This is a genomic window from Glaciimonas soli, from assembly GCF_009497155.1.
In the GTDB taxonomy this organism is placed as follows: domain Bacteria; phylum Pseudomonadota; class Gammaproteobacteria; order Burkholderiales; family Burkholderiaceae_D; genus Glaciimonas; species Glaciimonas soli.
On record NZ_WINI01000007.1, the window covers coordinates 534425 to 548699 of the forward strand.

At 49.9% G+C, this 14275-nt stretch carries 13 protein-coding genes; 8 read left to right on the top strand and 5 right to left on the bottom strand.

Translation table 11 applies throughout. The features are described from left to right. Nucleotides 1-172: 172 nt before the first annotated feature. The 5 genes from GEV47_RS14620 (at nucleotide 173) to GEV47_RS14640 (ending at nucleotide 3663) form a co-directional block, all read left to right on the top strand. Nucleotides 173-1093 carry a branched-chain amino acid transaminase gene (locus GEV47_RS14620; protein WP_153235478.1) on the top strand — a complete coding sequence of 307 codons (921 nt, stop codon included), beginning with the start codon at nucleotides 173-175 and terminating at the stop codon, nucleotides 1091-1093. 228 nt (nucleotides 1094-1321) lie between these two features. Beyond that, nucleotides 1322-1525, top strand: a complete 204-nt coding sequence (locus GEV47_RS14625; RefSeq protein WP_153235479.1) for a zinc-finger domain-containing protein — start codon at nucleotides 1322-1324, stop codon at nucleotides 1523-1525. Nucleotides 1526-1527: 2 nt separating this feature from the next. Next, complete coding sequence (locus tag GEV47_RS14630) at nucleotides 1528-1962, top strand: YybH family protein (protein WP_153235480.1); 435 nt, start codon at nucleotides 1528-1530, stop codon at nucleotides 1960-1962. Nucleotides 1963-2090: 128 nt separating this feature from the next. Next, nucleotides 2091-3050 (top strand): YheT family hydrolase, encoded by a 960-nt coding sequence (locus GEV47_RS14635; protein WP_153235481.1) that lies wholly within the window; start codon nucleotides 2091-2093, stop codon nucleotides 3048-3050. Between the two features lie 7 nt (nucleotides 3051-3057). Then, entirely contained in the window at nucleotides 3058-3663 is a 606-nt protein-coding gene (locus tag GEV47_RS14640) for a DUF2946 family protein (protein WP_153235482.1), read from the top strand. A 73-nt stretch (nucleotides 3664-3736) separates the two neighbouring features. Here the strand turns inward: GEV47_RS14640 and GEV47_RS14645 are convergent, their stop codons facing one another. The 4 genes from GEV47_RS14645 to GEV47_RS14660 all read right to left on the bottom strand — a co-directional run bounded on the left by GEV47_RS14645 (nucleotide 3737) and on the right by GEV47_RS14660 (nucleotide 10088). After that, nucleotides 3737-4774, bottom strand: a complete 1038-nt coding sequence (locus GEV47_RS14645) for a lactonase family protein (protein ID WP_153235483.1) — start codon at nucleotides 4772-4774, stop codon at nucleotides 3737-3739. A gap of 111 nt (nucleotides 4775-4885) precedes the next feature. Further along, nucleotides 4886-6781, bottom strand: a complete 1896-nt coding sequence (locus GEV47_RS14650) for a glycoside hydrolase family 28 protein (protein ID WP_153235484.1) — start codon at nucleotides 6779-6781, stop codon at nucleotides 4886-4888. A gap of 110 nt (nucleotides 6782-6891) precedes the next feature. Then, nucleotides 6892-8445, bottom strand: coding sequence for a galactarate dehydratase (gene garD / locus GEV47_RS14655; protein ID WP_153235485.1), 1554 nt, complete (start codon nucleotides 8443-8445; stop codon nucleotides 6892-6894). Nucleotides 8446-8801: 356 nt separating this feature from the next. After that, complete coding sequence (locus GEV47_RS14660) at nucleotides 8802-10088, bottom strand: MFS transporter (protein ID WP_153235675.1); 1287 nt, start codon at nucleotides 10086-10088, stop codon at nucleotides 8802-8804. Between the two features lie 273 nt (nucleotides 10089-10361). Between GEV47_RS14660 and GEV47_RS14665 the strand changes: the two genes are divergently transcribed. From GEV47_RS14665 to GEV47_RS14675, 3 genes are all read left to right on the top strand, one after another. Beyond that, nucleotides 10362-11126: a FadR/GntR family transcriptional regulator gene (locus GEV47_RS14665; protein ID WP_153235486.1), complete on the top strand. Its 765-nt coding sequence runs from the start codon at nucleotides 10362-10364 to the stop codon at nucleotides 11124-11126. Nucleotides 11127-11275: 149 nt separating this feature from the next. After that, entirely contained in the window at nucleotides 11276-12193 is a 918-nt protein-coding gene (gene kdgD, locus GEV47_RS14670) for a 5-dehydro-4-deoxyglucarate dehydratase (RefSeq protein ID WP_153235487.1), read from the top strand. A 207-nt stretch (nucleotides 12194-12400) separates the two neighbouring features. After that, a complete protein-coding gene (locus tag GEV47_RS14675) occupies nucleotides 12401-13978 on the top strand; it encodes an aldehyde dehydrogenase (NADP(+)) (RefSeq protein WP_153235488.1) in 1578 nt (525 codons plus the stop codon). 19 nt (nucleotides 13979-13997) lie between these two features. Here the strand turns inward: GEV47_RS14675 and GEV47_RS19405 are convergent, their stop codons facing one another. Then, complete coding sequence (locus GEV47_RS19405; protein ID WP_194270671.1) at nucleotides 13998-14150, bottom strand: hypothetical protein; 153 nt, start codon at nucleotides 14148-14150, stop codon at nucleotides 13998-14000. Between the last annotated feature and the right edge of the window lie 125 nt (nucleotides 14151-14275).

A 14275-nucleotide genomic window follows, 5' to 3' on the forward strand; every position in this document is an offset into this window, starting at 1 on the left:
ACAGCCTTTCCGTTGTGAAACATTGTTTACACTAAAATTAATGCGATTTATGCAAAATTATTCCGGCAAGACACAACAACGAAAATAGTACTGCAGCGCCAGAGAAGTAACGCCGCTCCGGCGATTTTGCGTAAATTTTAATTGAAACGTTATTACTCTCGGAGACAACACCATGTCTATGGAAGATCGTGATGGCAAAATCTGGAAAGATGGTCAATTAATTGATTGGCGCGACGCCAATATTCATGTACTGACACACTCATTGCATTACGGCATGGCCGTTTTCGAAGGTGTGCGCGCTTATAAAACTGCACAAGGAACGGCGATTTTCCGCCTGCAAGAACATACTCAGCGCTTGCTCAATTCGGCCAAAATTTTCCAGCTGCAAGTACCTTTTGATTTTGCTACGCTATTTGAAGCGCAGCGTACTGTAGTCAAAGAAAACCAACTTGAATCTTGCTACATCCGCCCTTTAATCTGGGTAGGTTCGGAAAAACTCGGCATTTCTGCCAAAGGCAATACCATCCATGTCGCCATCGCGGCCTGGCCGTGGGGTGCCTATCTGGGTGAGGAAGGCATGGCAAAAGGTATTCGCGTTAAAACTTCCTCATTTTCTCGCCATCACGTCAATGTTTCACTGGTACGAGCCAAGGCCAGCGGGTATTACATCAATTCCATCCTGGCAAATCAGGAAGCCCTCACCGACGGTTACGATGAAGCACTGTTGCTCGATACAGAGGGTTACGTCTCTGAAGGATCCGGTGAAAATGTCTTCATCATCAAGAATGGAAAACTGTATACGCCAGATTTAGCCTCTTGCCTGGACGGCATTACCCGTGACGCGGTGCTCACCATGGCGCGTGATAACGGTATAGACATCATCGAAAAACGTATCACGCGCGATGAAATGTATTGTGCCGATGAAGCCTTCTTCACAGGCACTGCTGCCGAAATCACTCCAATCCGCGAATTAGACAATCGCACCATAGGCGCAGGGCATCGCGGCCCCATCACCGAACAAATACAAAGTTTGTTTTTTGATGTAGTGGCTGGCAAAGCGCCTAAATATCAGCATTGGCTGACGCTGGTTTAGTAAACAGGATTGACGCAAAACGAGGATGAGTACGACATTTTTGTGTTCAGAAAAGGCAAAACGCGAAAAGAAATGCATTAACTTCGGAGATCGTGGTTCAAGCCTAATCCTGCTTCCGATATCTACGCCATAAGACTCAGAGCAAAAAAATGCCATACCCAGCCCTGTTTTGCGTGAGCATCTAGCCGACGGTTTAATTTACAATAGAGGATTCTGGAGAAGACTCATATGAATACAACAGCAAACACAAGCGAAACATTTGTAGAACTAGATGGCAAAGACTTGCCAGCACACTGCCCTAATCCACTGATGCCGGTATGGTCATCGCATCCACGCGTATTTTTAGACATCACAAAAACCGGCAGCGCAAAATGTCCTTATTGCAGTACGCAATACCGACTCAAGCCCGGCGCTGTGGTCAAAGGACATTAAACATGCCACGTGCAAAATTAATGCACAGCAGCGCCGAAGAAACTGAAGCCGCATTTTACGACGCGCTCGGTCGCGCCGATATTGACGCAATGATGGCATTGTGGGCAGAGGATGAGGAAATTATCTGCGTTCATCCTAATGCGCCACGCCTGATCGGCCATGCAGCTATACGCGCCACGTTCGAAGCCCTGTTTGAACGTGGTGGCGTGCATGTCAGCGTCCGGCAATTGCACACGGTCCACAATATGTCGACCAGCATACATAGTGTAATTGAGAACATTCATCAGACTGGCAATCCGCCACAGGAATTGCATATTTTGGCCACCAACGTTTACCTCAAAACGCCGCGTGGCTGGTGTATAACACTACATCACGCATCCATTGCACCAGGGCCGGCGCCGGAAGAAATGATGAGCAATAGCGCGATGTTGCATTAATGGTTGAAAATGCGCTCGATTTGCACATCGCCTATAGCCTTGTGCGCTACAGCGGCGTATGATCAAAATAAGTTCTTCGTAGCAATTTTAGTAGTGATTTAGTCTTGAATTTCAAGCGGCAGAATAATATGAACACCCACTACATCGCCCCTGCCTGGCTACCCGGTGGCCACTTGCAAACCATTTACCCATCCACTTGTATCAGCAAGCCCACGGTCAAATATCGCCGTGAACGCTGGAATACGCCGGATGGTGATTTTATCGATGTCGATTTTGTGGACGGCCAGCCGGGACAGCCGATGGTGGTGTTGTTTCACGGCTTGGAGGGCTCCTCCGACAGTCATTATTGCCGTTCGCTGATGGCGCATATTGCCGCACTTGGCTGGTCTGGCGCAGCGCCTCATTTTCGCGGTTGCTCGGGTGAGATTAATCGTGCGCCACGCTTTTATCATTCTGGCGACGCCCCGGAAATTGACTGGATATTACGACGCCTGGCCGACACGCGCGCGCAAAAGAAATTCAGCAAGCTATACGCTACTGGCGTTTCCTTAGGCGGCAATGCCTTGCTACGCTGGCTGGGCGAATCACAACAACAAGCGGCCAGCATAGTTGATGCCGCTTGTGCAATTTCAGCACCACTGGATTTAGCCGGTGGTGGTATGGCTCTGTCGCACGGATTCAACATGATTTACACGCATGTTTTTCTGCGCACCATGAAAACCAAGTCATTAGAAAAGTTAGAGCAATTCCCACGCTTATTCGACCGTCAGGAAATGCTCTATGCGCGCGATCTGCACGCGTTTGACAACCTCGTCACAGCGCCATTACACGGCTATCGTGATGCCGACGATTACTGGAATCGCGCCAGCGCCAAGCACGTGTTAAATGACATTATCGTACCGACTTTGGTCTTGAATGCCAAAAACGATCCTTTTTTGCCGGAACGTCATTTACCCCGTAGTGCCTCTGCCGCGGTGACATTGGAATACCCAGCACAGGGTGGACATGTCGGCTTTGCGAATGGCGCGCCACCAGGACGCTTAGACTGGCTGCCGCGACGGATGGTGGCGTTTTTAGAGGCCGCATAAAGTATCCATGGATGACATCGTCAAGCAAGCCATCAACAAATGGCCAAATGTGCCAGCCTGTTACGGTTGGTTAGCCTTGGATGCACGCGGCGGATGGCGTATGCGGGACGAAACCACACAGCGCAATAATCTACCCGGCGACAAAATTATGCACACTGCTTTAGTGGGCTTCATTAATCGCAATTACAGCCACGATGAGCAAGGCTGCTGGTATTTTCAAAACGGCCCACAGCGCGTGTATGTCGATCTGGCGCTGACACCTTATATCGTGCGCTCCGATCCTGCTGCAGGTTGGTTATTGCATACGGGAGAGGCAATGCCTGTCCTCACCGCAGTCATGTTAACGCCAGAGGGTCAGCCGATCTTGCTTGCTGATGATAAAGTTGCCGCTGTAGATGACAGAGACATGGCGGAATGGCTACGTGGATTGCGAATAAATGGCGCTGCATGTAGCGATGATAACTTGATGCTCTGGCTAGACCACTCATCCCATGTCGGCGCTGCAGATGTCTTAACCTGGCAAGGAAAAAACCAATCCTTGCCGGTACAACGCTTAACGACGACTGATTTAGGAGCGCGATTTAGTTTTATCACGCATCCGCGTCAGCCGTAAAATCAATGTGACAGTCTTGTAGGTGATTGCGATCATTGATTCTTTTCAAGTGGGATCATAAAGAGTTATCCGCTCACTTCAATTCAATCATCTCAACCCAGTTAGGATTTTTCCCCACCGGATATTGATGCAATAGTTTCAACGTACCAGTCTCCTGATCAATCGCATAACTGCTCACACCATTCGATTTTTGCCCGACAGCCAACAAAAAGCGACCACTCGGATCAATGTTAAAACCGCGTGGTTGAGTCTCAGTGCGAGTACTTCCGATCAGTGTTAATTTCCCACTATCAGGATTCACGGAAAACCCGGTTAACGTACTGGAGGTACGCTCAGACGCATATAAAAACCGACCATCTGGTGTCAGATGAATATCCGCTGGTGCTAACGCACCACCTTTGAAATCGGGTGGTAACAATGAATCCGTCACCAGCAAGGTCATGGTACCGGTAACGGCATCATAGCGATAAGTGTTAAGCGTGCCGTCTAGTTCATTCGTACTATAGACAAAACGTGCTTTGGTATCAAAAACAAAATGGCGTGGGCCAGCACCCGCTTTGGTGGCAACAGATGGCGGAGTGTTCGGCGTTACACGCCCTGTCACTGAATCAAACTTAAATTGTAAAATCACATCGCTACCGAGATTGCTGGCGAATAAATGTGTGTTACTCGGATCGGTCGCGATCGCATGCGCATTTTTTCCGGTGTTAATCACTTCCACAGGCGGCGTTTTTATTTCACCATTTTGGCCGATAGGGTTAACGGAAATTTTGTTACCCAAATAGGACGCTGCCAATAAGAAGTGGCCACTTTTATCCGTCGCCAGATTAGCCATGTTATCGGCTAGTGGTACGGTCGAGAGCAAATCTAATTTGCCATTTTTCGGATCAATCGAAAAGCTGCTCACTGAATAAGGTTCTGAGCGTAACGACGCGTATAAAAACTCATGATTGGGGCTGATCGCTAACGGCATCACCGTACCGCCGGTTGGCACTTTTTCTACCAAAGACAAGCTACCGTCCTGTGGGTTTAATTCCATCACATAAATGTCACGGCTATCCGCGTTTGACAGATACACCATAGTTTTGGCGACAACAGGTTGTAGGCTCATGATTACAAGCGTAAGTGTTAAAAGAGTTTGCTGAATTTTCAACTTGGGTTCTCCCGCCGGGTGAAAAAAATAGGACTTGCGCAACTCTGTTTCGCGTAAGTCCTCAAAAAATTACAATGGAAATGATACAAACGCATGACTGCAATCAACGGGCAAGGCAGACGCTGTTCCCACGATTTTCGTCACGCTGACATTGTTCGCCGCCGATGCCAGAAACGGCAAATCCATGCGATTGGGCCCTACCGTTATTTGTGCATTCGAAAACGGCGGATGCACATCGGCTAATGGCGATGCGGTAAAAGTAAACGCGCCTGACGCAACAACATTATCAAAAGCAATCTGTAGCGTATGTGCTGCGTCATAGCCACGCATGGTCAGCCTGCCACCACCGACAATGTTCAGGCCGTTAATAGAAACATTCTGAAAATTAGGGATATTGCTTCCCGTATTAGTGCTGTAATACGCATCGAAAACCAACGGCAAGGTGAGATTGCGCATACAAATATTTTCATAGATCACGCCTGTCACCAATCCACCTTTGCTAGCATCGGATTTAATTCGCAAGCCTTGATTTTCGATGGTGCCATCACCGTCAAAAGAATTGTCGTAGACATGCATATTGCTGACGCCGCCATTGGTTTCGCTGCCGATCGAGACGCCATGACCGCTATAAAAATGGTTATGCGCTACCGTGAGATTGCTGTTTGGATAGCTGCCTTTTGGCGAAAAATCATCGTCTCCTGTGCTTATAAAAGAATAAGCAAGTACCACATTGTTACTAAAACCAGAGTAGGCAACTTTATTAATCGTCTTCGGTGCAGCACCACCGGGATCGAATGCGTCGGTATTTTTGGCCGTATCAACACTGTAAGGCTGACCAAGATAATTGGTCATCTGTTGATACGCATTGCTCGGCGTGTTCACTTTGAGGCCCCATACCAGAACACCATCGTTGCCACTGGTGACGATGTGGAAGTTCGGCGAATTCTGCAACCTGATTTTATACACCGTGAAATTATTGCTGTAGGTAGAAAGTATCAGACGCGGATTACCTTGCGAGGTGCCAGCATCCCCCACTTTATTGGCGCGCCACGCAAGATCCCACCAACTGACATTGCTACCGTCGCCGCGCAAAAATGGATTGCCTTTATTATCGACCGCCGTAGCAAGCAAACGACTGCCACCTCGGCCATCGATTGTGCCGTCGCCCATGACGGCGCTATTACTGGTAGCAGTTGCGGTAATCAAAGCGAGGCAACCACTGCTGCCGCTGAAAGTGTCGCCGCAAGACGGTGTGCCAGCAACTTTGTCAAACTGGCGTGGATCGCGTGATGCGTAGAGAGTCGCACTTTTATCTATCCACAAGGTCACGCCACTAGGCAATGTCAACGGCCCGGAAATAAATCCACCATTACCGCTCTGTCCTGTCACCAGCCTGACGGCATTACCTGCGCCACAGTTATTAAGTGCAGTCTGGATCCGCGTTGTATCGGGTGCGCTGTTAGCCGCACCCAAAGCCGGATCATCCGCGCTGTCTGGTGGTAATCCGTTTGGCAATTGCATGATATTGGCGGTCAACGTGCTACAAACTTTATCGGCGCTCGGCAACGCGGGTTTTGGTGGTAACGCGGGATCAAAAGTAGTCAACCCAACTTTATATCCGGCCTCACGGTTAGTACCGTCTGCGCCAGGAGTACCCGATGCGCCATCGGAACCTGCAGGACCAGCAGGGCCTGTAGCGCCGGTGGTACCGGGAGTACCTGATGCGCCATCAGAACCTGCAGGACCAACGGGACCTGTAGCTCCTTGCGCGCCCGATGGTCCTGGCGTAATGCTAGCCGCGCCATTAGCGCCAGGAACACCAGCAGCACCTGTGGCGCCGGTACCGCCACTGCATCCGGCCAAAACGATAGCGAACGCCACTACACTGGCAAAAGTTATTCGCTTTTTCTGACGCAATTTTTTTGTTAAATAGCTAAGTATTTTCGGTTTTTTTTTAGATTCCATGCTGACGTCTCCATAATGATTTGTATGGTTTTACCGTTTTTTTATTTGCTCTTGTTCATGCATCTTCGTGCATTTTTTATGCGATTATCTGATTTAACTACATCGCTTTTTCAGGTCACTGGCGCGGGATTAAACAAGGTCAGCGCATTATGTAATTTCCATTGCTCGGCCCAGGTTTTTTTTCGGCCGCTGGCGACGTCCAGCATAAAGTGAAACATCTCCCAGCCAACGTCTTCAATCGTCGCCGTACCACTGGCAATACGGCCAGCATTTATGTCCATCAAATCATGCCAGCGTCGCGCCAAATCATCGCGAGTCGCCACCTTGATAACGGGCACTGCAGCCAAACCATAAGGTGTGCCGCGTCCAGTTGTGAAGATATGTAAATTCATGCCTGCGGCCAGTTGCAACGTGCCGCAAATAAAATCACTGGCGGGTGTCGCGGCGTAGATCAAACCCTTTTGTTTAACTTTATCGCCTGGCGACAACACGCCAACAATCGGGCTGCTGCCGGATTTAACGATAGAGCCCATAGCTTTTTCGACGATGTTGGCCAGCCCGCCTTTTTTATTGCCGGGTGTAGTGTTTGCGCTGCGATCGACGCCACCTTTGGTCAGGTAATTGTCATACCATGCCATCTCGCGAATCATCGCTTCCGCTACATCAGCATTGATGGCGCGCGAAGTTAATTGATCAATACCGTCTCGCACCTCAGTCACTTCGGAAAACATGACAGTGGCACCGGCACGCACCAACAAGTCGCTGGCAAAACCGACCGCTGGATTAGCTGTTACACCAGAAAATGCGTCGCTCCCACCGCATTGCACGCCAACCGTTAACTCGGATGCGGGGCAAGTTTCCCGACGACGTTTATCAAGCACGATTAATTGTTCCTCGGCGGTTTGCATGATGGAAGCGATCATGGCGTTAAAGCCGATGTGCTCCTGATCTTGCAAACAAACCACGCGAACATCACCATTGTCGTCGGCGCTTTGAATCGGGATAGAACCTTTAGGAAACATCCGGGATGGTTGCAATTTTTCGCAACCAAGACTGACGACCATCGCTTGTCCGCCAAAATTCGGATTCATGCTGATATTGCGCAACGTCTTGATTGGTATTTCAGCGCCCGGCGCATCAATCGCGACACCACAACCGTAGGTATGCTCAAGACCAATCACATCGTCGACGTGGAGATACTTTGGCAACAACTCTTCTTTAATGCGCTTTACTGCGTGCTCGACTACGCCAGAGACGCATTGCACAGTGGTGCTGATCGCCAGAATATTACGCGTGCCGACTGTACCATCTGCATTGCGAAAACCTTCAAAGGTATAACCTTCCAATGGCGCTGCCGATGCCGCAATATTCGTTGAGATGGGTAGATTCGTCAGCTCGCGTGCAGGCGGCATACGCACCAGGGATTCTTCTATCCAGCTGCCTTGTAGAATGGCACGTGTGGCGTAACCTATGGTGACGTTGTAGCGGATGATGGGTTGCCCCTCTTCCAGATCGCATAATGCGATTTTGTGACCTTGTGGTACGCGCTCTTTTAACGTTAGCCCATTCGGGAAAACGGTGCCGGCTGGCAGGCCGCCGTCGTTGACTACGATGGCTACGTTGTCGTTGGCGTGCATGGTGATGTAGAGTGGCTTGGTGCTCATTGTTATCTCGATTTTGATTTAGTGATGCTGTCTGTAGCTAATACGGTCGTCACTCGGTGGTGCTGGCAATGTCGGGGGTAGCCCGACAGCTAGTCACTTTTTCTTGCTCCGCCAAGAAAAAGTAACCCAAAAGAAGGCGGTCGCAGAGCCGTTGCCCGCCGTTGGCGGGTCCCCAAAATTACGGGCGGCATTCGGGAGGAAAGACCAACTCGCTGCGCTCAAACATGTCTTCCCTCTTTTTCCGAATGCCGCCCGTAATTTTGGCAACGTCCAATGCGAGGTACGTCAAAAACAACATCAAAATCTACAGTCTTGTTGCTTCAACTATTTCTGTTTTATTTTCACGTTCTTTATTTTTAAATCGGCTTCAACTCCACCCGCCTAATATCTTTCACAATCACCAGATAACTAAACACGGCTACCAACGCATTGGCTCCGACATACACCAAGGCCAGATCGAACGATCCGGTTTCTTTGATGATGTAGCCGATCACGATCGGTGCAGTGATGCCGGCGATGTTGCCGAACATGTTGAATAGACTGCCGGTCAAACCGATGATTTCTTTGGGTGAGGTATCGGCAACTACTGCCCAACCTAATGCACCAATTCCTTTGCCGAAAAATGCTAATGCCATCACACCAACCACCAACCATTGGGTATCGACGTAATTGCATAGCACCATGCTGGTCGACAGAAGCAAACCAGCGACGATAGGGATTTTTCTGGCCAGGGTGAGAGAAACGCCGCGCTTGATTAAGCGATCCGAAATGATCCCGCCTAACACCCCACCGAGGAATCCGCAAATTGCTGGCAATGAAGCTACGAAGCCCGCTTTGAGTATGGACATACCGCGCTGCTGTACCAGATAAATGGGAAACCACGTTAAGAAAAAATAGGTGATGGTGTTGATGCAGTATTGACCTAAATACACTCCCAACAGCATGCGATTACTGAGAAGCTGTTTTAGATATGCCAGTTTTGCGCCGCGATTTACCTGACTCTTGGCTGTCGTTTTATCCATATCGACCAGGCCACCGCCTTGTTCGATATAGGCCAGTTCGGCACGACTGATACGCGGATGTTGCTTTGGACTATGCAGTGTTTTAAACCAGATCAGGCTCAAGACCATACCGCCCGCGCCCATCACCACAAACACTTGCGACCATCCATAGGAGTGCGTGATCCATGCCATCAATGGCGTAAACAAGACCACTGCGAAATACTGCGCAGAGTTAAAAACCGCTGATGCGGTGCCGCGCTCAGCCGTGGGAAACCAGGCGGCGACGATGCGACCATTGGCGGGAAATGATGGCGCTTCGGCCAAACCGACCATGAAGCGCAGCAGAAATAAAGCAGGAATTGCCCATAACACGCCAAGATAATGCACCCCGCCTTGCAGCATGGTGAAGAACGACCAGATGAAAACACTGGCGGCGTAGATCTTCTTGGAACCGTAGCGATCTAACAGCCAGCCACCGGGCAACTGTCCCAGCACATAGGCCCAACTAAAAGCAGAAAAAATATAGCCCATGGTGATCGGGCTAAGACCCATCTCATCTTTCATCAATGCACCGGCAATCGATAAAATCGCTCTATCCGCATAGTTGAAAGTAGTCACAACAAACAGCATGAACAAAATCATGTAACGAATGTTGCCGCGCCGCTTGTTACCATTGATATCCGTAACGGCGCTCACTTCTGCACTATTTATTTGCACTTACATCTCCTGTTTTCATGGTGCTGACGCGACTTTTCGATTGAAAAGCAAGCGCATCGCCCATTTATTTTTATTATTATTTTCTATGGCGCGTTAAATTTGCCATATGTCATCAGTTATCGTATGACTTGTATCGTAGTATAATCAGCACAAAATAATTTAGCAACCATATTTAATTACCTTACAAAATAACGCCGAATGAATGCATTTTCGACATCAGACGCCCCACGCAAAAAACACCGCAATCTCGCCCAAAGCGTGGTATCAGACCTATCTGAAAGCATTCGCAACGGCAATATTAAAGCGGGTGAAAAATTGCCGACAGAGTCTGAGCTGATGCGCTTGCAAGGCGTTAGCCGCACCGTCATTCGTGAAGCCATCTCGCATCTGCAAGCGGGCGGCTTAGTCGAAACCCGGCACGGCATTGGCACTTTCGTGCTGGATACATCTGCGCAAAATCGCATTGGCAATACCGATAGCCTGGAGATCGATCCTGCCACCATTGTCACCATGCAAGACATTTTGGCGATATTGGAACTACGCATCAGCCTGGAAGCGGAAGCCGCCAGTCTCGCCGCAATACGTCGCACCAGCGAGCAATTAAAACAAATGCAGCTTGCCCTGCACGCCTTCGAGCAAAGCGCTGCCACGCAGGGCGACACGGTCGCCGCCGACGTGCAATTCCATTTGCAAATCGCTCAAGCCACCGGCAATCGTTACTTCGTCGACATCCTTCACCATCTCGGCACCACCATCATTCCCCGCACACGCATCAATTCGGCCAAACTGGCGCATGACGATCCGAGCGCCTATCTGGATCGCGTCCATCACGAACACGAAGATATCTACAATGCCATCCTGCGCCAAGACCCAGAATCGGCGCGCGCCGCCATGCGCACCCATCTAAGCAACAGTCGCGAACGATTGCGCAAAGCACAAGAAATGATGACATCAGGGAAATAAGTTGCCCCACTTCTGCAACGCTCCACGCTAGAAATCCAACAACAATTGGTTCTGAACTCATCAATACCCTGCTTGCATTAGCAAATTTCATGTTGTACGATAACGTATAACTTAGTAACACCCCTTCATCAACTTTACATATCGAGACCATGAACATTAGCCCGCAAGAACTAAAGCAGATTATTTCATCTGGATTGCTTTCCTTTCCAATTACCGACTTTGATGTCGAAGGCAATTTCCGCCCCAAGACTTATGCTGAGCGCTTGGAATGGCTGGCACCTTATGGCGCTAGTGCGTTGTTTGCAGCAGGTGGTACCGGCGAGTTTTTCTCGCTGACACAAACTGAATACAGCGACGTCGTCCGTTTGGCGGTCGAAACCTGCCGTGGCAAAGTGCCAATTCTTGCGGGCGCCGGCGGCCCTACTCGCGTGGCGATCGCCTATGCACAAGAAGCAGAACGATTAGGCGCACATGGCATTTTGTTGATGCCGCATTATCTGACTGAAGCATCACAAGATGGCTTGGTGGCACACGTTGAAGAAGTCTGTAAGGCAGTAAGCTTTGGCGTTGTCGTCTATAACCGTGGCGCCTGCCGTTTAAATGCTGATTCATTGGAAATATTGGCAGCACGTTGTCCCAATCTGATTGGCTTCAAAGACGGCATCGGCGACATTGAACTGATGGTCACTATTCGCCGCCGTCTGGGCGATCGCTTCAGCTATCTCGGCGGCCTGCCGACTGCGGAATTGTTTGCCGCGCCTTACAAGGCCATGGGCGTACCAGTGTATTCGTCGGCTGTGTTTAACTTCATCCCAAAAACGGCGATGGATTTTTATCACGCCATTGCCAATAACGATCATGCAACAACTAACCGCTTGATTGACCAGTTCTTCCTGCCTTATTTGGCTATCCGTAACAAAAAAGCCGGCTATGCAGTGAGCATCGTCAAAGCTGGTGCCACTATCGTCGGTCATGATGGCGGACCAGTGCGGGCACCATTGGTTGATTTAAATGCGGAAGAGCGCGAACAGCTGAAAGCACTGATCGTGGCACAAGGGCCGCAGTAAAATTTTTCAGTTGCATTCCTTTCCCCCGCGGACTGGAGAAAGATTGGAGATGAGGGAGTTTGCCAAGATTTATCCATGCGACATACGTATCGAAACTAAATCTATGAGCGGTATCAACACCCGTCTGATTCTCGCGGCTGCCCTCACCCCAACCCTTCTTCCGCCTGCGGTAGAAGGGTTTAATTCGTTACAACTCAAGGAACAAACATGAGCATCACAGGCAACATGCTGATCGGTCAATATGCCGTGCATGGAACAGAACGCACTTTTCGCGCAATCGACCCAGCGACCAATGAAAAAATCGCACCGGACTTTGGTGCTGGTGGAACGAAAGAAGTCGATCAGGCATGTAATCTGGCGCAACAAGCATTCGATATTTATCGTGAGACCACGCTAGAGCAACGTGCCCAATTTCTGGAAGAAATCGCCAACAATATTCTCGCTATTGGCCCAGAATTAATCACGCGCGCATCGCAAGAATCAGGTTTGCCTGCTGCCCGCCTGGAAGGTGAACGTGGTCGCACCGTTGGTCAATTGCGCCTGTTCGCCAAGGTCGTACGTGATGGTCAGTGGCTAACCGCAACACTCGATTCTGCCCTGCCAGAACGCGCGCCACCGCGTAGTGATTTACGTCTGCGCAAAATCCCGCTTGGTCCCGTCGCCGTGTTTGGCGCGAGTAATTTTCCACTCGCATTTTCGGTTGGCGGCGGTGATACTGCTGCGGCTTTTGCCGCCGGTTGTCCGGTCGTCGTCAAAGCGCACAATGCCCATCCCGGCACGTCTGAATTGGTCGGCAAAGCCATTCAAAAAGCCGTTGCAAGTTGCAATCTGCCTGAAGGTGTTTTCTCCCTGCTATTCGGCGATGGCAATCAGCTAGGACAAGCTTTAGTCAGCCATCCTGCCATCAAAGCAGTTGGCTTTACCGGTTCGCGTCAAGGTGGCCTGGCACTGATGCGCCTAGCCGCACAACGCCGCGAGCCGATTCCGGTATATGCTGAAATGAGCAGCATCAATCCTATGTTCTTGTTACCAGATGTACTGACCGCACGCGCGGCACAAATGGGCGCAGCTTTCATAGATTCGCTCACCATGGGCGTCGGTCAGTTTTGTACCAATCCGGGTTTGGTGATTGCGTTGGAAGGTGAACCGCTCTCGCAATTTAAGCAGGCAGCGGCAACCGCGCTGCAGACTAAAGCCGCTGGCACGATGCTCACACCCGGCATTCATGCAGCCTACGTTGCCGGCGTTGAGCGTCTTGTTGCGATCGCTGGAGTGACGCTGTTGGCACAAGGCCAAATTGCACAAGCACCCTGCGCGGCACAAGCTGCATTATTCGCCACCGATGCCGCAACTTTCCTTGCCAGCGAACAGCTGGAAGATGAAGTATTCGGTCCCTGCTCATTAATCGTCGCCTGCCGCAATGAAGAAGAAATGCGCGCCGTAGCGGAGCACCTATCCGGCCAACTAACTGCCACCTTGCACCTGAATCCAGTGGATCATGTACTAGCAAAAAAATTACTTCCGACACTGGAACGTAAAGCAGGCCGCATCCTGGTCAACGGCTATCCGACCGGCGTTGAAGTGTCGCATGCAATGGTCCACGGCGGTCCGTTCCCAGCAACATCAGACAGTCGAGGCACATCAGTTGGCGCAACCGCAATTGACCGCTTCTTACGTCCGGTTTGTTATCAAGATTTGCCAGCAGATTTGCTGCCACAAGCGCTGCAAGACGACAATCCGTTAACATTGTGGCGTTTGCGCGATGGTGAACTTGTAAAAGCATAAAACAGCGATCTAGTAAAAATCAACAATGCTGTTGCTTTTGAAGTTGTTTTTGAAGTTGTTTTTGAAGTTGTTTTTGAAGTTGCTTTTGAAGTTGTTTTTGAAGTTGTTTTTGAAGTTGTTTTTGAAGTTGTTTTTGAAGTTGCTTTTGAAGTTGTTTTTGAAGTACCCGCATTGGACGTTGCCAAAATTACGAACAGCATTCGGAAAAAGAGGGAAGACATGTTTGAGCCGAAGGCGAGTTGGTCTTTCCTCCCGAATGGTGATCGTAATTTTGGGGACCCGCCAACGGCGGGCAAC

Coding starts and splice junctions, on each gene's coding strand:
- GEV47_RS14620 (WP_153235478.1), top strand. CDS start 173: ATGTCTATGGAAGATCGTGATGGCAAAATCTGGAAAGATGGTCAATTA.
- GEV47_RS14625 (WP_153235479.1), top strand. CDS start 1,322: ATGAATACAACAGCAAACACAAGCGAAACATTTGTAGAACTAGATGGC.
- GEV47_RS14630 (WP_153235480.1), top strand. CDS start 1,528: ATGCCACGTGCAAAATTAATGCACAGCAGCGCCGAAGAAACTGAAGCC.
- GEV47_RS14635 (WP_153235481.1), top strand. CDS start 2,091: ATGAACACCCACTACATCGCCCCTGCCTGGCTACCCGGTGGCCACTTG.
- GEV47_RS14640 (WP_153235482.1), top strand. CDS start 3,058: ATGGATGACATCGTCAAGCAAGCCATCAACAAATGGCCAAATGTGCCA.
- GEV47_RS14645 (WP_153235483.1), bottom strand. CDS start 4,774: ATGAGCCTACAACCTGTTGTCGCCAAAACTATGGTGTATCTGTCAAAC.
- GEV47_RS14650 (WP_153235484.1), bottom strand. CDS start 6,781: ATGGAATCTAAAAAAAAACCGAAAATACTTAGCTATTTAACAAAAAAA.
- garD (WP_153235485.1), bottom strand. CDS start 8,445: ATGAGCACCAAGCCACTCTACATCACCATGCACGCCAACGACAACGTA.
- GEV47_RS14660 (WP_153235675.1), bottom strand. CDS start 10,088: ATGATTTTGTTCATGCTGTTTGTTGTGACTACTTTCAACTATGCGGAT.
- GEV47_RS14665 (WP_153235486.1), top strand. CDS start 10,362: ATGAATGCATTTTCGACATCAGACGCCCCACGCAAAAAACACCGCAAT.
- kdgD (WP_153235487.1), top strand. CDS start 11,276: ATGAACATTAGCCCGCAAGAACTAAAGCAGATTATTTCATCTGGATTG.
- GEV47_RS14675 (WP_153235488.1), top strand. CDS start 12,401: ATGAGCATCACAGGCAACATGCTGATCGGTCAATATGCCGTGCATGGA.
- GEV47_RS19405 (WP_194270671.1), bottom strand. CDS start 14,150: ATGCGGGTACTTCAAAAACAACTTCAAAAGCAACTTCAAAAACAACTT.